Origin of the sequence: Flavobacterium sp. RSSA_27 (assembly GCF_051547125.1) — a bacterium.
Taxonomy (GTDB): domain Bacteria; phylum Bacteroidota; class Bacteroidia; order Flavobacteriales; family Flavobacteriaceae; genus Flavobacterium.
Genome location: NZ_JBPTTN010000006.1, coordinates 58,192 through 80,209, shown reverse-complemented (window position 1 = coordinate 80,209; position 22,018 = coordinate 58,192). Strand labels below are relative to the sequence as shown.

The following is a 22,018-nucleotide window of genomic DNA, read 5'->3' as shown; positions in this document are numbered from 1 at the left end:
CCTCTCGAATGAAAGGCGTTTTTTTATACTAATCTTTACTTGAAAGTTTTGAAAGCAGTCTTAGGAATTCGATATAAAGCCATACGAGTGTGATTAACAACCCCATGGCTCCGTACCATTCCATGTATTTTGGCATTCTTTGACGAACGCCTTGTTCTATTCTATCAAAGTCTAAAAACAAATTCAAAGCCGCAATGATAATTACAAAAGCACTAATTCCAATACTCATAAGTGAATTATCATGATGTACAGGTGTAAAACTTGTAAACATTGAAAATAGCCAAGAAATTAAGTAATAGGTTGCAATTGCTAAAGTTGCTGCTATAACAACTGATTTGAATTGTTCGGTTACTTTCACAATTTTATACCTGTACAATCCTAAACAAACTAAAAAAGTGACGAATGTGGCTCCTACGGCTTGAAGTACAATTCCAGGGTATTTAGCTTCAAAAATAGCAGAAACACCTCCAATAAAAAGTCCTTCAAAAACGGCATATCCTGGAGCTAAATAGGGAGATAAATGTGGTTTGAAAGCTGAGAGTAGTACCAAAATTAATCCAACGATTGCCCCACCAAAAGCGGGTACAATTGGATTCATATCATTAAATGCCATCCACCAAGTTATGGTGGCGGCAGCTGTAAGTAGCAAAAACAGTATGAGACTCTTGTTTATGGTTCCAGTCAAAGACATTTCGGAACCATAGTCAATGATTGTTGCTTGATGTACCTCGTTTGAGTTGTCTTGGTTTTTAAAGGTTTTGTTGTTTAAAAACGGATTATTAGAATTATTAAAGGCCATAAATGTTGTTTTATAGTTATGGAATGAAAATTAATGATGGTTAAAGATATAAATAGTCCTGATTATTTTGAAATAAAATATAAATAAAAACGCTCCAAAAAAAGGAGCGTTATATATTCAATACAGTAGCAATTATGCTATTTCTGAAACTCTCAAAGTATTCACCATTCCTTTGTCTTTGATTGGCATTGCAGCTAAATTGATTAAGAAATCACCTTTTTTTACAAAACCTTTTTCTTTTACAATTTCGTTTACATCCGTAACGGTATCATCAGTACTAACATCTTTAGTATACATAAAGGATTTAACTCCCCATAATAGGTTAAGTTGTGTCAGGATACGTTTGTTGGAAGTAAATACTAAGATGTGAGCATTAGGTCTCCATGCTGAAATTTGGAAAGCAGTATATCCACTATTAGTTAAGGTACAAATCGCTTTGGCGTTGATGGAATTGGCCATCATAGCGGCATGGTGACAAATAGTTTTTGTAATAAAACGATTGGTTTTTACTTGTGGTGTGTTTTGAGGAACATGAATAAGAGGAGAGTCTTCAACGGCTTCTAATATTTGTGTCATTTTCTGAATAACTTGAACTGGATAGTTACCAGTAGCTGTTTCGCCAGAAAGCATTACTGCATCTGCACCATCCATTACAGAATTCGCAACGTCATTTACTTCGGCACGAGTGGGTGTTAAACTAGTAATCATTGTTTCCATCATTTGGGTGGCAACTATTACAGGGATTCGTGCAGTTTTGGCTCTTCTTATTAATTCTTTTTGAACCAATGGCACTTCGTGAGCAGGAAGTTCCACACCTAAATCGCCACGGGCTACCATTATGGCATCACAAAAAGCCACAATTTTATCCATATTTTCTAATGCTTCCGGCATTTCTATTTTGGCTACAATTGGAATCTTAAATTCAGAATGTTCAGCGATTAACTCTTGCAAGTCTTGTAAATCTCTAGGTGTTTTAACAAAAGATAGTGCAATCCAGTCTAAATGCTGTTCAATAGCAAATTTTGCATCTGCTATATCTTTTTCAGTCATAGCTGGTAATGAAATTTTTGTGTTCGGCAAATTAACCCCTTTTTTGGATTTTAATTCTCCTCCCTGTATGACTTTAGCAAGTACTTCGGTTTTTTTGTCTGTTGATACAATCTCGAAGATAAGTTTCCCATCATCTAAAAGAATTCTTTCTCCTGGATTTACATCGTTTGGAAAGTTTTGATATTTCATGAAAACTTTTTTAGAAGTCCCAATGATGTCTTCTGCGGTGGTAAATGTAATCAAGTCGCCTTCATTTACAAAAGCACCATCTTCCATTACACCTACACGCAGTTTAGGTCCTTGTAAGTCGCCTAAGATAGCAGTGGTATATCCAAATTCTTCATTTAATCCACGAATGATATTGATTTTGTTTTTTACATCTTCATAATCTGCATGTGAAAAGTTTACTCTAAACACATTCACTCCTGCCTCAATCATATCCTTAATGGTTTCTCTTGTGCTACATGCAGGTCCTAGTGTGGCTACAATTTTCGTTTTTTTGTTCGTAAGCATATGTATTAAAAAATTAAATTGTTTTTTGATTTTATTGTTTCTGTTTTTACACTATAAACCATATTAATCGTTGCTATAGTGTTCATTTTTGCTACTGTTTTTGTTACATTAAAATTGTTATGGCATGCCTCAATTTTTAAAAAAAAATCTGCTTTTTTTAACTCAGGTAGTAGATAAGTTTGAGCAGGTATTTCTAAATTTTGATCAAAAAAAAGAGTTGCTTTTTTTTTGTTATTTCTCTGAGTAACTTCATTTTTGTTTTGAATTAAATGCCAAGTTATATCTTTTTTACAATCGTAAAAAGTGTATTTTGAGAAAAAAGACTTTCCTTCTTTAATGTCTATTAAAATGTCTTTGGCACTTCTACTAAGATTTAGCTCTAAAATTAAATTTAAGGTATAGGCCAGCCGATAATCCTCTAAAGGAGTATGAATGGCTATAATTGAGTATTCTATTTCTTCAAACTCGTCTAAACTTACTTTATGAACTGCCATGTCAAAAATAAATAAGTAACAAAGGTACTACTTCTATGGAAGATTATATACGAAATTATGATATGATTTTGTTAAATCATTAGCGAAAACGATATAGTTTTAAGAAAAACAAGATTATTTCTTATTTATTTTTTCTTGAAAAGCAAAATAGGCCCGTTGTGCTGCTTTTTCTTCAGCTTTCTTTTTGGAAGTAGCTCTTGCTTTGGCGATTACTTTGTCATCAATGCTTAATCGCACCCCGAATAAGCGTTGACCGTCTATGGCATTATCTTCAAAGATGTCAAAATGAAATACTCTCTTTTCTTTTTGACACCATTCGATTACCAAACTTTTGTAACTGATGACTTTTCCTTCTAACCTACTGATATCAACATAAGGGATAATTACTCTAGAATTGATAAATTTTTCACAAAATAAATAGCCTTTGTCCAAATATATTGCACCAATTAAGGACTCGAATATGTTGCCATGAATATTGTCTCCAAAGTGTTGCACAGGCACTTTGCTTTCTATGAATTGAATCAAATTCAAGTCTTTTCCAAGCTCGTTTAAATGTTCTCTACTTACTATTTTTGAACGCATTTTGGTTAAATATCCTTCGTCTCCGTAAGGTGCTTTATTGAATAAATATCCAGCAATTACAGAGCTTAACATAGCGTCGCCTAAAAATTCTAATCGTTCGTAATTCATTGGGTTGCCCTCTTTATCCAACTTATTAGAGGATCGATGTGTAAATGCTTTACGATAAGGTTCTAACTCAGTTGGAGAAAAACCTAAGATTTTTTGAAGTGCATTAAAAAAAATCCCGTCTTCAAGAGAACGGGATTTTGAAAATATTTTTTTAAAAATACTCATACTAAATTAGTCAACTAATTTTTTAAACAATACACATGCATTGTGTCCTCCAAAACCAAAAGTATTGCTCATAGCAACATTTACTTCTCTTTTTTGTGGGGTGTTTAAAGTAAGATTTAGTGATGGGTCAATTTTATCATCAACAACACTATGATTAATGGTTGGTGGAATGATTCCATGCTGCATTGCTAAAATAGAAGCTATGGCTTCAATTGCTCCAGCGGCTCCCAAAAGGTGGCCTGTCATAGATTTTGTCGAATTGATGTTTATGGTTTTTGCATGATCACCAAATACAGCACTAATCGCTTTTAATTCTGCCACATCTCCAAGAGGAGTAGAGGTTCCGTGAGTATTGATGTGATCAACATCTTCTGGATTCATTCCTGCATCACGAAGCGTGTTTTTCATTACAGCAATAACCCCAATGCCTTCTGGGTGAGGAGCGGTTAAGTGATAGGCATCTGATGACATACCACCACCACCAATTTCGCAATAAATCTTTGCGCCTCTGGCTTTGGCGTGCTCATAGTCTTCCAGTACGAGTGCACCAGCTCCCTCACCAAGAACAAATCCATCTCTGGTTGCGTCAAAAGGTCTAGAAGCAGTCTCTGGACTTTCATTTCTTGTAGATAAAGCGTGCATTGAACTAAATCCTCCCATTCCTGCAATGGTTACAGCTGCTTCAGAGCCCCCAGAAATAATCACGTCGCACATGCCTAATCGGATGTAGTTAAATGCGTCAATCAATGCATTGGCAGAAGAAGCACAAGCCGAAACGGTAGTGTAATTGGGTCCCATGTAGCCATTACGCATTGAGATATGTGCTGGAGCTATATCAGCAATCATTTTTGGAATAAAAAAAGGATTGAATTTTGGCGTTCCATCACCTTTTGCATAGTACATTACTTCATCTTGAAAAGTTTCTAATCCACCAATTCCAGCGCCCCAAATAACACCAACTCTTTGTTTGTCAATAGTGTCGTCTGTTAATCCAGCATCTTTAATCGCTTCATCACTTGCGGCAATAGCGTATTGAGCAAATTTATCTAGTCTACGAGATTCTTTACGATCCATATAGTCTTCAATATTGAAGTTCTTGACTTCACATGCAAACTTTGTTTTGTGTTTTTCGGTATCGTAATAGGTAATGGGAGCAGCGCCGCTCACTCCGTTCAAAAGACCATGCCAGTATTCTTGGATGTTATTTCCAATTGGAGTTAGTGCACCTAATCCTGTAACTACAACTCGTCTTAATTCCATAACGTATGTGTTTTGTTAGCTTTAAACAAATAAAACCCACGCATTCTTTTAATGTATGTATAGTACAAAAGAGACATGGGTATTACAATATATGTGTTTTTAAGGAGGAAAATGTCCTCTCCTATGTGTTAAATTGATTTTAAAAATAATAACACCCGTTTACAAGCAATGCAAACGGGTGATGATTTATTATTTTTTTGCTTCCTCGATGTAAGAGATAGCTTGACCAACAGTAGCAATGTTCTCTGCTTGATCATCTGGAATTTGAATGTCGAATTCTTTTTCGAATTCCATAATAAGCTCAACAGTGTCTAATGAGTCAGCTCCTAAATCATTTGTGAAGCTTGCTTCTGTTACAACTTCGTTTTCGTCAACACCTAATTTGTCTACGATAATCGCTTTTACTCTTGATGCAATGTCTGACATAATCTTTAATTTTAGAATTTAATTTGTTGGCAAAAATAAAAAACTTTATTTTAAAACTACCATTTAGTTAATAAATGTATTGCAGAAACGCTAAAATTTATTTCAACAAAGAGCCCTCAAAGCTATTTTTTTTCGTTTTTTATGCCTTTTTTTGTAAAATAAAAAATGGGTTTGAACATGAATAAAATTGTGATTTTTGCTTCAGGATCGGGTACAAATGCCGAAAGTATTATAAAATATTTTATAAATTCTTCAAAAACCAAAGTAGTGAGTGTCATAACTAATAATGCAAATGCAAAAGTTATAGAACGAGCAAAAAAGTATCAAGTGCAAACGTTAATTTTTTCTAAAAGCGAACTAAACGACAGTAAATTATTACAAAAAATAAATAATTTTCAACCTGATTTATTGGTTCTTGCGGGTTTTTTATTGAAAATACCCGAAACTTGGGTGGCTGCGTTTCCTAATAAAATCATCAATATCCATCCTGCTTTGTTGCCTAAGTTTGGAGGCAAGGGAATGTATGGAATGCATATACACCAAGCAGTTGTGGCCAATAAGGAAAGCGAAACAGGAATTACAATTCATTACGTAAATGAAAATTACGATGAAGGTGCTATTCTTTTTCAAGCTGCTGTTCCTCTAGCACCAGAGGATACACCAGAAGATGTAGCTGTAAAAATTCATGAATTAGAGCAAAAACATTTCCCACTAGTTATAGATCGTTTATTAAATCACTAAGTTTTTTCTTTGTTATCATTTTAAGTTTTACTAAGTAAAATCAATAGTTTAATCATGTCACATCAAGTTCATATTTATACCGATGGCGCAGCCAAGGGGAATCCTGGTCCTGGTGGCTATGGCGTGGTTATGGAATGGGTAGGTAAGCCCTATAAGAAGGAATTCTATGAAGGATTTCGATTAACAACAAACAATAGAATGGAATTGTTGGCAGTTATTGTAGGCCTTGAAAAGTTGAAGAATGATAATACCACAGTTTTGGTAATTTCAGATTCTAAGTATGTGGTAGATTCTGTAGTAAAAAAATGGGTTTTTGGTTGGGAGAAAAAACGATTTGTTGATAGAAAAAATGCAGATTTGTGGCAACGTTTTTTGCTGGTTTATCGTAAACATCAAGTAGATTTTAAATGGATTAAAGGTCATAATAATCATCCCCAAAATGAGCGATGTGATGAACTAGCAGTTTTGGCATCACTTCAAAACCAACTTTCAGTAGATTCTTTTTATGAAAAAGAAGAGCAAAAATTAATGTAAACATTAGATAATCAGGACTTAATGCTTTTGGAGCTTTGCCGCTTTCAATCGTTGCAACTTTACACTTTATAAACTATCTTTGCGCCTTAATTCGAAACACAGCAAATGAATAAATTATTGATTGTTGGAACAGTAGCTTTCGACGCAATTGAAACTCCTTTTGGGAAAACCGATAAAATTTTAGGTGGTGCGGCAACATATATTGGTTTGTCAGCTTCTTTTTTCAACTTACAATCAGCAATTGTATCGGTAGTAGGGGATGATTTTCCACAAGAACATTTAGATTTATTGACTTCTAGAAATATTGATATTTCTGGAATTGAAATCGTTAAGGGAGGAAAAACGTTCTTTTGGAGTGGCTTGTATCACAATGATTTGAATTCAAGAGATACATTGGTTACAGAACTTAATGTTTTGGCAGATTTTCAACCAAAAGTGCCTCAAAATTTCAAAGATGCTGAAGTAGTAATGTTAGGGAATCTTCATCCATTGGTTCAAAGTAGTGTTTTGGATCAAATGCAAACTACACCTAAATTAGTAGTTTTAGACACTATGAATTTTTGGATGGATTGTGCGCTACCTGAATTACTGGATGTAATTAAGCGGGTAGATGTAATTACAATAAATGATGAAGAAGCTAGACAACTGTCTGGAGAATATTCATTAGTGAAAGCAGCTGCCAAAATTCATACTCTTGGACCTAAATATGTGGTGATTAAAAAAGGAGAACACGGAGCGCTTTTATTCCATAATAATGAAGTGTTTTTTGCACCAGCATTGCCATTAGAAGAAGTTTACGACCCAACAGGAGCTGGAGATACTTTTGCCGGAGGTTTTTCAGGATACATTGCTCAAAGCGAAAATATTTCATTTGAAAACATGAAAAACGGTATCATTTACGGCTCAAATTTAGCCTCTTTTTGTGTGGAGAAATTTGGAACCGAAAGAATGGTAGGTTTAGAAGAAAATGAAGTGAATCAGCGATTGAAACAGTTTAAGGCTTTGACACAATTTGATATCGAACTATAATGACTTAAGCTCAGGAAACTGGGCTTTTTTAATACACAATTTAATACAACACAACAATAAATACTATGAGTGACGCTTTACAACACGAATGTGGAATAGCTTTAGTACGACTTCTTAAGCCACTTGAATACTATAAGGAAAAATATGGATCGGCTTTTTATGGCATCCAAAAAATGTATTTACTTATGGAAAAACAGCACAATCGAGGACAAGACGGTGCTGGATTTGCAAGTATAAAATTAGATGTAGAGCCAGGACAAAGATACATCAGCCGAGTGCGTTCGAATCATGCACAACCCATCCAAGATGTATTTGCTCAAATAAATGCAAGAATTAATGATGAAATAAAAATCCATCCTGAGTATGCAGACAATGTATCCTTACAAAAAGCCAATATTCCTTATTTAGGAGAATTGTTTTTGGGGCATGTTCGTTATGGAACTTTTGGAAAAAATAGTATAGAGAGTGTACATCCATTTTTACGTCAGAATAACTGGATGCATCGTAATTTGATTCTAGCAGGAAACTTTAATATGACCAATGTTAAGGAGTTATTCGAGAACTTGGTTGAGTTAGGTCAACATCCAAAAGAGATGGCTGATACGGTTACAGTAATGGAAAAAATAGGGCATTTCTTAGATGATGCCGTTACAGATTTGTATCAGGATTGTAAAAACGAAGGATTAAATAAGCGTGAAGCTTCTGTAGTAATAGCAGAGAGATTGGATGTAGCAAAAATTCTAAACAGAGCTGCTAAAAATTTAGATGGAGGTTATGCTATGGCAGGACTATTAGGTCACGGAGATGCCTTTGTTTTTAGAGATCCAGCTGGAATTCGCCCTGCTTATTTTTATCAAGATGATGAAATTGTGGTGGTGGCATCAGAACGCCCAGTGATTCAAACAGTGTTCAATGTGCCTTTTGAAAAAGTACATGAAATTGATCCAGGTGCCGCTTTAATTATCAAAAAGAACGGGACTGTTTCTATGCAAGAAATTCTTCCAGCGATTACCAAAAAAGCGTGTTCTTTTGAGCGCATTTATTTTTCAAGAGGAAGTGATGCCGAAATTTATCAGGAGCGTAAAATGCTGGGTAAACTCGTATTGCCAGCTGTTTTAGAAACCATAAAATTTGATACTGATAATACGGTTTTCTCATATATACCGAATACCGCTGAGACTTCTTTTATTGGAATGGTCGAAGCAGCTCAAGATTTTTTGAATCAGCGAAAAAACAATTATATTTTAGCCAATAGAGATACCTTAACCACCGAAAGTTTACAAGAATTATTGTCGGTAAAAATCCGAACAGAGAAAGTAGCCATTAAAGACGCGAAACTAAGAACTTTTATTACAGAAGACAGTAGTAGGGATGATTTAGTAGCACATGTCTATGATGTTACCTATGGTGTAGTACAACCAACAGATAACTTGGTAATTATTGATGATAGCATTGTTCGTGGGACTACACTAAAGAAAAGTATCATCAAAATGATGGATCGATTGAATCCGAAACGCATCGTCGTGGTGTCTTCAGCTCCTCAAATTCGTTATCCAGATTGTTACGGAATTGATATGGCAAAGTTAGAAGGTTTAATTGCTTTTAAAGCAGCTTTAGAATTGCTCAAAGAAAGAAATCTTTACCATATAGTTGATCAAGTATATGCAAAGTGTAAAGCACAAGAAAACTTTAAAGATGTTGAAGTGGTAAATTATGTCACTGCAATTTATGATCCTTTTAGTCCTCAAGAAATCTCAGATAAAATAGCTGAAATGCTAAGCTCAGCTGAAATCAACGCTGAAGTAAAAATTATTTTTCAAACCGTTGAAAATTTGCATATAGCTTGCCCTAAAAACTTAGGGGATTGGTACTTTACAGGTGATTATCCTACCCCAGGCGGTAACCGTGTTGTCAATCGAGCCTTCATGAATTTTTATGAAGGAAAAGACGCCAGAGCATATTAAAGAAATCTTAAAAGATGTATTTAATCGGATTTTATTGCATTTCATCGGAAATTATTGTAAGCAAAATCCCTTTGCTGTAAGTTTACATCACCATAATATTAGTAGGTTAAGTTTATGGTAGATTTGGGGCAAAAAGGGTGGAAGAAATTCCACCTTTTTTATTTTAATGTTGAATTCATCTTGATTATTAGCTAGTTAATAGTATTATTATAAGCAAGAAAAAAAAGAGTTGTTTTCAATACAGAAAACAACTCTTTTTTTTATAAGTATTATATTTCTACTCGTTTAACGCATTCCAGCCTCTGGCTTTTAACGGGATTTTAGTATTGGCTCGAGTAATCAAATGTGTTCCTTCATTGGGTTCAGTCATATGGCCAATGATAGTAAAGTTGGGATTTCCTTTAATTTTGTCGAAATCAGTAATAGCGATTGTAAACAATAATTCATAGTCTTCGCCACCATTTATAGCAATGGTTGTACTGTCAATATTGAATTCCTCGCATACTGAAATAAATTGAGGGTCTAATGGTAATTTGTCTTCATACAGATTACATCCTACATTGGATTGTTTGCATAAATGCATAATTTCGGAAGAAATACCATCAGATACATCAATCATAGCAGTTGGTTTTATCTTTAAAGCATGTAATAAGGTACGGATATCGGTTCTTGCTTCCGGTTTTAGTTGTCGCTCAATCAAATAAGTATAGGCATCTAAATCAGGTTGTGAATTTGGATTTACTTGAAAGACTTGTTTTTCTCTTTCTAAAACTTGAAGTCCCATGTAAGCAGCACCAATGTCCCCAGTTACTACTAATAAATCGGTTGCTTTGGCTCCGTTTCGATAAACAATCTCATTTTCATCTGCTTCACCCAAAGCGGTAATGCTAATAATCATTCCTTTTTGAGAAGAAGTAGTGTCGCCACCTACGACATCAATTTTGTATTCTTTGGCTGCTCGAGCAATTCCTTCATACAATTCTTCTAAAGCTTCTAACGGGAATCGATTAGAAACGGCTACCGAAACAGTTATGTGTGTAGGTTTGGCATTCATAGCACAAATATCAGATAGATTAACTACAACTGCTTTGTATCCCAAGTGCTTCAAAGGCATATAAGCCAAATCAAAATGTACTCCTTCAATTAACAAATCGGTTGAAACTACTGTCTTTCTTGTGCCAAAATCTAAAACAGCTGCATCGTCTCCAATTCCTTTTAATGTTGACTCTTGGTTAATTTCAAAGTTTTTTGTCAAATGGTCGATTAACCCAAATTCACCTAATTGAGCAATACTAGTACGTTGAGGGTTTTTATCTTCAATCATGTTTATTTATGGTTTAAAAAAGGCAAAGGTACGAAGAATTAATTGCTAAGAATGCTTCGATTTTCACTGAAAATATGCATCTTTATGTAAATAAAAATTTAAAAAATGAAAGCATTCGATATAGTGACCCTAACGGTCAACCCAGCAGTAGATAAAAGTACTAGTTTTAAAGGATTAGTTGCCGAACAAAAAATCCGTTGCGAAGTGCCAAGATACGATGCAGGTGGAGGCGGAATTAACGTCTCTAAAGCTATTGCACGTTTAGGAGGCAATTCTATGGCTTTGTTTACTTCGGGTGGGGCAATGGGACAATTGTTAGTAGAATTAGTAGCTCAAGAAAATATTGCCAGTGAGGCTGTTGCTGTGAAGAGTTGGACAAGAGAAAGCTTTGTAGCGGTAGATACCAATACCAACTCGCAATACAGATTTGGATTTACAGGAGGTTCATTAACAGAAGAAGAAAGTGAGCGATTTTTAGCTAAAATTGGGGAGTTCAAACCTAATTTTTTGGTTGCTAGCGGTAGTTTGAATGAAGGTTTAAATTCCGATTTTTATCAAAAAGTTGCCCATGTTGCTAAAGAGAACAACTCAAAATTAATTATTGATACTTCAGGAGAAGCTTTAGAAAAAGTCCTTGAAGTTGGCGCTTATTTAATCAAGCCAAACGTTGGTGAACTAGCCAAATTAATTGGAGAAGAGCGACTAGAAATGGAAGAAGTAAACGAAGCAGCCAAGAAAATTATAGCTAAAGGAGGTGCAGAAATAGTAGTTGTATCTCTTGGTCCACAAGGTGCTGTTTTGGTGACCAAAGACCATTATGAGTTTGTTCCTGCTCCCAATGTAGCCAAAAAGAGTACGGTAGGTGCTGGTGATAGTATGGTAGGAGGAATGGTTTGGGCACTTTCTCAAAATAAACCTTTAAAAGAAGTTATTCGATGGGGAGTGGCTTGCGGTTCAGCCGCCACGATGAACGAAGGTACCCAATTATTCAAAGGCTCCGATGCACAGCGATTGTTTGATTGGTTAAAGGATAAATAAGCCCCCTAGCCCCCAAAGGGGGAACAAAAAAACCTGACAACTTTTACATTGTCAGGTTTTCTCTTTATTCTATTTTCTATATTCTTTTCTCTAAAAAAACTAGTCGTTCAATTTCAAAACCGCCATAAATGCTTCTTGCGGAATCTCTACATTTCCTACTTGGCGCATACGTTTTTTACCTTTTTTCTGTTTTTCCAATAGTTTACGTTTACGAGAAATATCTCCTCCGTAACATTTGGCGGTAACGTCTTTACGTAAGGCTTTTATGGTTTCACGAGCAATGATTTTGGCTCCAATTGCCGCCTGAATCGGAATATCAAATTGCTGTCTCGGAATCAACTCACGCAATTTTTCGGTCATTTTTTTACCAATTGTATAAGCGTTGCTTTCGTGAATCAACGCAGAAAGCGCATCCACCTGATTAGCGTTCAATAATACATCCAATTTAACCAATTTTGAAGTACGCATTCCAATAGGAGAGTAGTCAAACGATGCATAACCTTTAGAAACTGTTTTCAATCGGTCGTAAAAGTCGAATACTATTTCAGCCAATGGCATATCAAAGTTTAATTCCACACGCTCAGTGGTCAAATACGTTTGGTTTGTGATAATACCACGTTTTTCAATACATAAACTCATTACGTTACCCACAAAATCAGCTTTGGTAATTATAGTAGCTTTGATGAAAGGTTCTTCTACACGATCCAATTTTGAGGGTTCTGGCAAATCGGATGGATTGTTAACGATAATAGCTGTTTCAGGCTCTTTTTTGGTGTATGCCAAATACGAAACGTTCGGAACTGTGGTAATTACGGTCATATTGAACTCACGCTCCAATCGTTCCTGAATAATTTCCATATGTAGCATTCCTAAGAAACCGCAACGGAAACCAAATCCTAAAGCTGCCGAACTTTCAGCCGTAAATACCAACGAAGCATCGTTTAGCTGTAGTTTTTCCATCGAAGCTCTTAGTTCTTCAAAATCTTCTGTATCTACAGGGTAGATTCCAGCAAAAACCATCGGTTTTACGTCCTCAAAACCTGTAATCATATTGGTGGTAGGTGTTTTGGCATCTGTGATGGTATCCCCAACTTTTACTTCTTTGGCTTCTTTAATTCCAGAAATTAAATATCCTACATCTCCTGTAGAAATTACGTTTTTTGGAACTTGATTCAGTTTTAAAGTACCTACTTCATCGGCAAAATATTCATTGCCAGTAGCCATAAATTTTATTTTTTGCCCTTTTTTGATTTCTCCATTTACCACACGGAAAATAACTTCAATTCCGCGGAAAGGGTTGTAATGTGAATCAAAAATTAAGGCTTGTAACGGTTCTTCTTTGTTGCCTTTTGGAGCAGGAATTTTTTCGATAATGGCAGCCAAAATATTTTCGACACCAAAACCTGTTTTTCCTGACGCGTGAATAATATCTTCTAATTCACAGCCCAACAAATCAATGATATCATCACTTACCTCCTCAGGATTAGCGCTTGGTAAATCGACTTTGTTTAAAACTGGAATGATTTCTAAGTCGTTTTCTAAAGCCAAGTATAAGTTAGAAATCGTTTGTGCTTGTATACTTTGTGCCGCATCAACAATCAAAAGTGCGCCTTCGCAAGCGGCGATTGAACGCGAAACTTCATAGGAGAAATCCACGTGACCCGGAGTGTCAATCAAGTTTAAGATGTAATCCTCACCTTTGTATTTGTACTCCATTTGTATGGCGTGACTCTTAATGGTAATACCACGTTCGCGCTCCAAGTCCATATTGTCTAACAATTGGGCTTTTTCTTCTCGAGCGGTAACCGTTTGCGTAGCGCCTAATAATCGGTCAGCAAGGGTACTTTTTCCGTGGTCAATGTGTGCAATGATGCAAAAATTTCTAATGTGTTTCATGCGGTGTCTCTGTCATTAATGGCGAAAAATATCGCTTTCAAGCTGCAAATATAGCGCAAAGTTTAGATTTAATTGTATGTTTTTAAAGTTAGTACCGATAACTATTTATTTTTAATCCTCTTACGCTAAGAGTTTATGAATTGAATGATGTGGATGGTATTTTGATACAGAAGTTTTTTATCGATTAGAAGCAGTAGAAAGGTATTGCTGTTGTTTTTGTATATTTGAGAAATGAGTGCAACATCCCCTTTTTTGAAAAATCTGCATCTTATTATTTCAGCAGCTATAGTAGCACCTGTTGGTCTGATATATGGTGTTAAACCTAATTTTCTTTTTGAGGTAAGCCTACAATCACCCGACGAATTTTCAATTTTCAAAGCCATAATGGGTTTGTATTTGGGATTTTCGTTTTTTTGGATTTTAGGAATTTTTCAGCAGCGATTTTGGAAAGTCGCCACGATTTCTAATATGATTTTTATGTTGGGCTTGGCAGCGGGAAGAATTATTTCTATTCTTTTTGATGGATTGCCATCTGGTATTTTTGTTTTAGGAACCTTCGGTGAATTGGTATTGGGTTGTTTTGCCATTTATAACTATAGAAAATTTAATGTGCCCAATTAAACATTTCTTTAATGTCTAATGTTAGTAATTTGATATCGAAGTTTTCATAAAAATAATTATAAAATGCTAAAAATGAGACACTCTTGAGATTAAATTTTATTACTAAAAATTCTTAACTATCTTTGCAAAAAATTTAAGCAATGCCCAAAATTGGCAACATAGAACTTCCAGATTTTCCTTTACTTCTTGCACCTATGGAAGATGTGAGTGATCCGCCTTTTCGTAGATTGTGCAAAATGCACGGTGCCGACTTAATGTATTCCGAGTTTATTTCTTCTGAAGGATTGATTCGCGATGCCATCAAGAGCCGAATGAAGTTGGATATTTTTGATTACGAACGCCCTGTTGGGATACAAATCTTTGGCGGCGACGAAGAAGCGATGGCGTTGTCCTCAAAAATTGTTTCTACCGTAAATCCAGATTTAATTGATATTAATTTTGGTTGTCCTGTAAAGAAAGTCGTTTGTAAAGGTGCCGGTGCAGGAGTTCTAAAAGACGTCGATTTGATGATTCGTTTGACCAAAGCGGTGATTGATAGTACGCATTTGCCTGTAACCGTAAAAACGCGTTTGGGTTGGGATGATAACTCTATCAACATCGATGAGGTGGCCGAACGTTTGCAAGATATTGGCGTTGCTGCATTGAGTATTCACGCTAGGACACGTGCTCAAATGTACAAAGGCCACTCGGATTGGTCTCACATTGCTCGTATTAAAAATAATCCAAGAATTACGATGCCGATTTTTGGAAATGGCGATATCGATTCTCCTGAAAAAGCTTTAGAATACAAAAACAAATACGGAGTCGACGGGATTATGATTGGTCGTGCCGCTATTGGTTATCCTTGGATTTTTAACGAAATCAAGCATTTCTTTAAGACAGGAGAACATTTGGCCAAACCCACGGTGGCTGATAGAGTAGAAGCGGTTCGCAACCACTTGACTTGGGCTATGGATTGGAAAGGCGAACGTCACGGAATTGTAGAAACAAGGCCACATTATACCAATTATTTCAAAGGCATTCATTCCTTCAAAACCTACAAACAACAATTGGTTACGCTCGATAAACCAGAAGAATTATTTGCGGTACTAGATGAGATTATCGACGCTTATGCTGGGTATGAAGTGGTGTAAAAATTAAATGGGCTTCAGATTTGCCACTAATTCACTAATAATTCGTGAATTCGTGGCTTTTTTAATCCAACAACTTCTTAGTAACTCTACTACTAGCGATTAACGAAGCCAAAAAGCCAAGCGTGATAATGGTTGCCATTACGATTGCGATGTTTTCAAAACTAAAAACGACTGGATAAGCCAGTGTTGGGGTAATCATAATCCACTCGAATTGTTGTTGCAATAACACAATTACGATGCCCAAAAGCAATCCAATAATTCCTCCATAAACGCTCAATAAAGTTCCTTGTAGCAAGAAAATATTGCGAAGACTCTTGATTTCTGTTCCGAGATTGAACAAGGTTTTCAGATTGCCTTTTTTGTCTAAAATCATCATAATCAAAGCGCCAATCAAGTTAAAAAGTGCCACAACAATAACCAAGGTGAAAATTAAATACACCGCGATGTTTTCGGTATTCAACATTTTATAAAGCGACTCGTTCAGTTGCGCTCTATTTTTTAGCGTGATTTTATTTTTGAAAATCGTTTGTAGTTGATCAATTATAGCCGCTTCATCGGCATTTGGGCGGAGTTTAAATTCAATTCCAGAAATTTGATTGGGTTGGTATTCTAGTAATTCTTGTGCCAATCCCAAATCGGCAAAAACATATTTTGAATCCAAATCTTCACTAATCGAATAAATCCCAGTCGGAATCAAATCACTCTGATTAAAGGCTTCTGATGGAATGGTAATCGTTCCTTTACCCGGCCTTGGCACCATAACTTCTAGCGCCGTATTGTAGTCAAACAATCCCATCGAGAATTTTTGCGCCATTCCGTATCCTACAACAACTTGATAGGTGTTGGGTTGCAGCCATTGCCCGTTGTACAATTTTTTTTCAATGGCGTTTACTTTGGTGAATTGCGTGTCCACTCCTTTCAAATAAGTCACTTCTTGCTTGTCTGCAAAAGTAAAAAGCACTCTTTCTTCAATAATCTTGGAGAACGAAGCGATTCCAGCTATTTTTTTGATATCTTGATTTTGTTGGGGAGTAACAAAAAACGATTTGCCAAGGGTAGGCGTTGCTTTTAAATCGGGGTCAATTTCGTTGGTAAACGAAAGACTAAATTCTTTCAAACCGCTAAATACCGACAGCACCACAAAAAGTGCCATAGCACCCACAATGATGCCCAAACTAGCAATACGATTGATGATGTTAATAGCGCTGTTTTTGCTATTACTTCTAAGGTATCGGTGGGCGATGTAAAGCGGAAAATTCAATTTAAAACTGTCTGCGTTTTTCTAATAAATCTCTGTTTTCAATAGGATTTTCCTGATTTTTCAAGGCATTGTCGATTTTCTCGATATAATCCAACGAGTCATCAATAAAGAAAACCAAATTAGGAACTCTACGCAATTGCAAACGAACACGTTGTGCTAAATCGTGTTTAATCAAGTTGGTATTCGTTTTTATCGCTGCCAAGGTTTCTTGTGCTTTTTCTTGAGGAAAAATACTTAAATGCACCGTAGCTACCGATAAATCTGAGGTTACCACTACTTTGGATACTGAAATTACTAAGTTAGTAACGCCATTTTTTCTCACTTCACCTTGCAAAATGTCCACCAAATCTTTTTGGATGACACCGCCTATTTTTTTCTGTCTATTTGTTTCCATGCTGCAAAAATACTACTTTTAAGCTATATTCGAACAAATTTTCAACGTAACAATCCTGATTCTAGAATATTCCGATGGGTAATCAGGAGCTATTTCCTGCTGTACGCTATATCTTTGCTGCCGAACCCCGGCAGCAAAGGATGCCGCTTCCATCAGGGCTAGGGTTTAGGATAATCGAGAAAAATTGTTTTTCAATAAGTAAGTTTAATTGGATATGATAACCCTTTCAGAGTTTTATATTCTAAAAGGGTTATATAACAAACACACTATGCAAAGCACTTCCTTTTCAATATATGACGCATCTGCTGGCTCGGGGAAGACCTATGCATTGGTCAAAGAATACCTCAAAATTATTTTGGTCGCCCCCAAAAACGATGCCTATCGTCATATTCTAGCCATCACTTTTACCAACAAAGCGGTGCAAGAAATGAAGAGCAGGATTGTAGGTAGCCTATCCGAATTTGCCAAAGACGAACCCAATTCGAAAGCGCTTGATTTAATGCAAGATTTGGCTATTGATACTCAGTTGTCTTTGATTCAAATCAAAACCAAAGCGCAACAAATCATCAAGCATATTATTCATAATTATGCGGCTTTTGATATTTCCACCATCGATAAATTTACACATAAAGTCATTCGTGCTTTTGCTCTCGATTTGAATCTCCCGATGACTTTCGAAGTGACCTTGGATACCGAAAATTTATTAGTCGAAACCGTAGATGCCATTATTGCACAAGCTGGCGAAGATGCAACGCTAACGCAACTACTCATCGATTTTACTATGGAAAAAACCGATGATGATAAGTCTTGGGATATTTCAAGGGAAATTTTAGAAACGGGTCGACTAGTGCTGAATGAGAATAATCGTAATGAAATTGCTCAATTTCAAGACACTACGATTGGTGAGTTTGTAAAAATAAAAGAGAAGTTACTAGCGGTTAACAAAAAATTAGAGGCAGAAACTATTGTGATGGCGGAATCGATTTTGGAGCAAATAAATTCTAATGGTATTGATGTGAAATCTTTTTCAAGAGCTACTTTCCCTAATCACGTGAATAGCATAGTAGAAAAGAAATTCAATCCAAAGAACAAAAGGTTTTATGAATTTGAAGATATCGCGATCAACAAAGCGGCCAAAGATAGAGCGATTATTGAAACTTTAATTCCTGATTTTTTGAGTCAACTTGCTGCAATTTATAAGATTTTTGAAAAAATTAATTTTTATAAAGCCTTTCTAAAAAACATTACGCCTTTGTCTTTATTGAATACAGTCAGCAACGAATTGGCCAAAATTCAAGAAGAGCAAAATGTGCTTTCAATTGCCGAGTTCAATGCGATTATTCATCGAGAGATTCAAAATCAACCTGCACCTTTTATTTATGAGCGCTTAGGAGAGCGGTACCGCCATTTTTTTATCGATGAGTTTCAAGATACTTCCGAAATGCAATGGCAAAATCTCATTCCGTTAATTGATAATGCCTTGGCGGGTCAAGATGATTATGGCGTAAAAGGAACGTTGATGATTGTAGGCGATCCGAAACAATCCATTTATCGTTGGAGAGGCGGAAAAGCAGAGCAATTTATCGCCTTGAGCAAAGACCATAATCCGTTTAGCAATCCAGATAAAAAACTGATTCATCTGGACAAAAATTACCGGAGTTACTCTGAAGTAATTGACTTTAATAATGCTTTTTTCAAGATGTTATCGGCTGAATTTACCAATGAAGATTACAAAGATTTATACGAAAATCACAGCCATCAAAAAGCAAATGACAAAAAGGGGGGGTATGTAAATATTTCTTTTATTCCTCAGTCAGCCACTAATGAGGAAGATGAGGAAACACTTGACAAAACGGATTTGTATGTTTTGGCAACCTTGCAAACGATTCAAAAAGTAATCGCTCAAGGATTTGAATACAAAGACATCGTTATTCTTACCCGAAAACGCGAACAAGGAATTGCAGTAGCCAATTATTTAACAGAGCAAAACATTCCTTTGTTGTCCTCAGAAACTTTGATGATTCAAAATGCCACCGAAGTTCGTTTTTTGATTCATTTGTTACGCTATTTGAACAATAGCAATGACTTAGAAGCCAAGGTGAATTTTTTGTATTTCATTGCCAAAAACAAACAAGATCAACTTCCTGTTGCCGATTGCATTTCTGAAGGTATGGCTTTGGCCAACGAAAGGAAATTTGAACTTTGGCTACAGCAATTTGGGGTGCAATATTCCTTTCAAGACATCCGAAAAAAAGCCTTGTACGAAGCGGTTGAGATTAGTATTGCTAAGTTTTTGACGGCAGAAAATAGCAATTCGTATGTGCAATATTTTTTAGATATTGTGCTTGAGCGGGACATTCGGAATCAAGCTGGAATTGCAGATTTTTTACTGTTTTGGGAGAAAAATGGTTCCAAATTCAGTATTCCATCGCCAGAAGGCAGCAATGCAGTCCGAATCATGACCATTCATAAATCCAAAGGGCTGGAGTTTCCCGTGGTAATTATGCCTTTTGCCGAGGAAGATTATTCACGCAAACCCAAAGATAAATTATGGCTCGATGCCGAAAAGGAAGAGCTCGGATTAGAGAAAGTATTGATTGACAATAGTAGTGCGGTTGAGGGTTTCGGAGCAGAAGCATCCGAAGTGTACCATCAAAAAAAGCAAGAAGAATTGTTGGATAATATCAACGTTTTGTATGTAGCATTAACTAGGGCAGAGGAACAATTGTATATTATTTCGAATATGAACTTGTCTAGTAAAGGTGAGTTGCCAAAGAACAATATGTGTACTTTTTTTATCCAATATTTAGAGAGTAAAAATCAATTTGATAGCGAAAAATTAACCTATGATTTTGGTGTAGCTACTAAGCTTTCAAAATCGGTAAAACATATCGATTCAAACAAGCCAATTCCAGTGATGGAATCGTTTTTAGATCCTAAAAACATCAAGATTGCTCAAAAAGAAGCCCTAATGTGGGGAACTCAGCAGCAAGAGGCCATTGCTTACGGAAACGTGGTGCACGAAATTTTATCATTAGTAAAGTATAAAACGGATATTGAAAAGGCCATCGAAATTGCTTTGGCTAATGGATGGATTCATTTTGAACAAACAGAAATGGTGACTCAAACGATTAAAGCTATTGTGTCACATCCAGAGTTGATGGTTTATTTTGAAGAAGGAAATCAGGTTTTTAACGAACAAACCATTATTCAAAACGAAGGAAAAACAATGAAACCCGATCGTATGGTTTTGAAAGGCGCCAATGAAATGCTGTTGTTGGATTATAAAACAGGAGTTCATAATGTTAAATATCAGCAACAATTGGAGAATTATCAAGAAGCTATTGAGAAAATGGGATATAAAGTAGTTAAAAAGGTATTGGTGTATATCGGATTAGCAATCGATATAGTAAATTTGTCATAAAAACTAAATTTAGAATATAAAAACACATACTATGTACGGTAAGATACAAGAATACTTGCAAAACGAATTGCAAACCATCGAAGCAAATGGTCTTTTTAAAAAAGAAAGAATTATTACTTCAGCGCAAGGGGCAGAAATTACAGTGAATGGAGAAACGGTCCTTAATTTTTGTGCCAATAATTATTTAGGACTTTCTTCGCATCCAGAAGTAATTCAGGCAGCAAAAGACACCTTGGATTCTCACGGCTTCGGAATGTCATCCGTTCGTTTTATATGCGGGACACAGGATATTCACAAAACCTTAGAAAAAAAGATTGCGGATTTTTATGGTACGGAAGACACGATATTGTATGCCGCCGCTTTTGATGCTAATGGAGGTGTTTTTGAACCTTTATTAGGAGAGCAAGACTGTATTATTTCGGATAGTCTGAACCACGCTTCTATTATTGATGGCGTGCGTTTGTGTAAAGCGGCTCGTTATCGTTATGAAAACAGTAATATGGAGGATTTGGAACAGCAACTAATCAAGGCTACTGAAGCAGGTACCCGTTTTAAATTGATTGTTACTGATGGTGTTTTCTCTATGGATGGATTGGTAGCGCCTTTAGATAAAATTTGTGATTTAGCCGATAAATACGACGCAATGGTAATGGTAGACGAATGTCACGCGGCAGGTTTTATTGGCGCCACAGGAAAAGGAACATTAGAAGCCAAAGGAGTAATGGGACGTGTAGATATAATTACAGGTACACTCGGGAAAGCCTTAGGTGGAGCTATGGGCGGATATACTACAGCTAAAAAAGAAATTATTGAAATTTTACGTCAACGTTCAAGACCTTATTTGTTTTCTAATTCATTGGCTCCAGCTATTGTTGGGGCATCAATTAAGGTATTCGAATTGTTAGAGAAAGATACTTCACTAAGAGATCAATTAGAATGGAATACCAATTATTTCAAGCAAGGAATGATTAAAGCAGGATTTGATATTATTGATGGTGATTCTGCTATTGTGCCTGTAATGTTATACGATGCGAAGCTAGCACAAACAATGGCCAATGAGTTGTTAAAAAATGGCATTTATGTTATTGGATTCTTTTTTCCAGTAGTGCCAAAAGAGAAGGCTAGAATCAGAGTACAGTTGTCGGCAAGTCATACTAAAGAGCATTTAGATAAGGCTTTGAAAGCTTTTGAAATGGTTGGAAAATCACTTCATGTGGTTTAAAACTAAGATTTTGCTTTTTTTTGTAGGTTTTTTTTAACTT

The 22,018-nt window shown here is 35.9% G+C and carries 19 protein-coding genes; 9 read left to right on the top strand and 10 right to left on the bottom strand.

The window, feature by feature from the left end; genetic code table 11:
* Nucleotides 1-28: 28 nt before the first annotated feature.
* From ACSVH5_RS09655 to ACSVH5_RS09630, 6 genes are all read right to left on the bottom strand, one after another.
* Nucleotides 29-799, bottom strand: coding sequence for a Bax inhibitor-1/YccA family protein (locus tag ACSVH5_RS09655; RefSeq protein WP_438061230.1), 771 nt, complete (start codon nt 797-799; stop codon nt 29-31).
* A 132-nt stretch (nt 800-931) separates the two neighbouring features.
* Entirely contained in the window at nt 932-2,362 is a 1,431-nt protein-coding gene (pyk, locus tag ACSVH5_RS09650; RefSeq protein ID WP_438061229.1) for a pyruvate kinase, read from the bottom strand.
* A 5-nt stretch (nt 2,363-2,367) separates the two neighbouring features.
* Complete coding sequence (locus ACSVH5_RS09645) at nt 2,368-2,856, bottom strand: IPExxxVDY family protein (protein ID WP_438061228.1); 489 nt, start codon at nt 2,854-2,856, stop codon at nt 2,368-2,370.
* A gap of 114 nt (nt 2,857-2,970) precedes the next feature.
* Nucleotides 2,971-3,711 carry a ribonuclease III gene (gene rnc, locus ACSVH5_RS09640; protein ID WP_438061227.1) on the bottom strand — a complete coding sequence of 247 codons (741 nt, stop codon included), beginning with the start codon at nt 3,709-3,711 and terminating at the stop codon, nt 2,971-2,973.
* A 6-nt stretch (nt 3,712-3,717) separates the two neighbouring features.
* The gene (gene fabF / locus ACSVH5_RS09635; RefSeq protein ID WP_438061226.1) at nt 3,718-4,971 is read right to left on the bottom strand and encodes a beta-ketoacyl-ACP synthase II; all 1,254 of its coding nucleotides are present in this window, start codon (nt 4,969-4,971) and stop codon (nt 3,718-3,720) included.
* A 189-nt stretch (nt 4,972-5,160) separates the two neighbouring features.
* Nucleotides 5,161-5,397, bottom strand: a complete 237-nt coding sequence (locus ACSVH5_RS09630; RefSeq protein ID WP_007137004.1) for an acyl carrier protein — start codon at nt 5,395-5,397, stop codon at nt 5,161-5,163.
* A 177-nt stretch (nt 5,398-5,574) separates the two neighbouring features.
* Between ACSVH5_RS09630 and purN the strand changes: the two genes are divergently transcribed.
* The 4 genes from purN to ACSVH5_RS09610 all read left to right on the top strand — a co-directional run bounded on the left by purN (nt 5,575) and on the right by ACSVH5_RS09610 (nt 9,665).
* Nucleotides 5,575-6,138, top strand: coding sequence for a phosphoribosylglycinamide formyltransferase (gene purN, locus ACSVH5_RS09625; RefSeq protein ID WP_438061225.1), 564 nt, complete (start codon nt 5,575-5,577; stop codon nt 6,136-6,138).
* A gap of 54 nt (nt 6,139-6,192) precedes the next feature.
* The gene (rnhA, locus tag ACSVH5_RS09620) at nt 6,193-6,672 is read left to right on the top strand and encodes a ribonuclease HI (RefSeq protein WP_438061224.1); all 480 of its coding nucleotides are present in this window, start codon (nt 6,193-6,195) and stop codon (nt 6,670-6,672) included.
* Between the two features lie 105 nt (nt 6,673-6,777).
* Nucleotides 6,778-7,701 (top strand): PfkB family carbohydrate kinase, encoded by a 924-nt coding sequence (locus tag ACSVH5_RS09615; protein ID WP_438061223.1) that lies wholly within the window; start codon nt 6,778-6,780, stop codon nt 7,699-7,701.
* Between the two features lie 65 nt (nt 7,702-7,766).
* The gene (locus tag ACSVH5_RS09610) at nt 7,767-9,665 is read left to right on the top strand and encodes an amidophosphoribosyltransferase (protein ID WP_438061222.1); all 1,899 of its coding nucleotides are present in this window, start codon (nt 7,767-7,769) and stop codon (nt 9,663-9,665) included.
* A 277-nt stretch (nt 9,666-9,942) separates the two neighbouring features.
* On the opposite strand, the gene thiL is transcribed toward ACSVH5_RS09610, so the two are convergent.
* Entirely contained in the window at nt 9,943-10,989 is a 1,047-nt protein-coding gene (gene thiL, locus ACSVH5_RS09605; RefSeq protein ID WP_438061221.1) for a thiamine-phosphate kinase, read from the bottom strand.
* Nucleotides 10,990-11,094: 105 nt separating this feature from the next.
* Between thiL and ACSVH5_RS09600 the strand changes: the two genes are divergently transcribed.
* Nucleotides 11,095-12,027, top strand: a complete 933-nt coding sequence (locus ACSVH5_RS09600; protein WP_438061220.1) for a 1-phosphofructokinase family hexose kinase — start codon at nt 11,095-11,097, stop codon at nt 12,025-12,027.
* A 99-nt stretch (nt 12,028-12,126) separates the two neighbouring features.
* Here the strand turns inward: ACSVH5_RS09600 and lepA are convergent, their stop codons facing one another.
* Entirely contained in the window at nt 12,127-13,923 is a 1,797-nt protein-coding gene (gene lepA / locus ACSVH5_RS09595; protein WP_438061219.1) for a translation elongation factor 4, read from the bottom strand.
* Between the two features lie 231 nt (nt 13,924-14,154).
* Between lepA and ACSVH5_RS09590 the strand changes: the two genes are divergently transcribed.
* Nucleotides 14,155-14,544: a DUF4345 domain-containing protein gene (locus ACSVH5_RS09590; RefSeq protein WP_438061218.1), complete on the top strand. Its 390-nt coding sequence runs from the start codon at nt 14,155-14,157 to the stop codon at nt 14,542-14,544.
* A 140-nt stretch (nt 14,545-14,684) separates the two neighbouring features.
* Nucleotides 14,685-15,677 carry a tRNA dihydrouridine synthase DusB gene (dusB, locus tag ACSVH5_RS09585; RefSeq protein WP_438061217.1) on the top strand — a complete coding sequence of 331 codons (993 nt, stop codon included), beginning with the start codon at nt 14,685-14,687 and terminating at the stop codon, nt 15,675-15,677.
* Between the two features lie 61 nt (nt 15,678-15,738).
* On the opposite strand, the gene ACSVH5_RS09580 is transcribed toward dusB, so the two are convergent.
* Nucleotides 15,739-16,938, bottom strand: coding sequence for an ABC transporter permease (locus ACSVH5_RS09580; RefSeq protein ID WP_438061216.1), 1,200 nt, complete (start codon nt 16,936-16,938; stop codon nt 15,739-15,741).
* A gap of 1 nt (nt 16,939) precedes the next feature.
* Nucleotides 16,940-17,332, bottom strand: coding sequence for a 30S ribosome-binding factor RbfA (gene rbfA, locus ACSVH5_RS09575; RefSeq protein ID WP_438061215.1), 393 nt, complete (start codon nt 17,330-17,332; stop codon nt 16,940-16,942).
* Between the two features lie 268 nt (nt 17,333-17,600).
* On the opposite strand from rbfA, the gene ACSVH5_RS09570 reads away from it, so the two are divergent.
* On the top strand, nt 17,601-20,756 hold the full coding sequence (locus ACSVH5_RS09570; protein ID WP_438061214.1) for a UvrD-helicase domain-containing protein: 3,156 nt from the start codon (nt 17,601-17,603) through the stop codon (nt 20,754-20,756).
* A gap of 31 nt (nt 20,757-20,787) precedes the next feature.
* Nucleotides 20,788-21,978, top strand: a complete 1,191-nt coding sequence (gene kbl, locus ACSVH5_RS09565; RefSeq protein ID WP_438061213.1) for a glycine C-acetyltransferase — start codon at nt 20,788-20,790, stop codon at nt 21,976-21,978.
* The last annotated feature ends 40 nt before the right edge of the window (nt 21,979-22,018 follow it).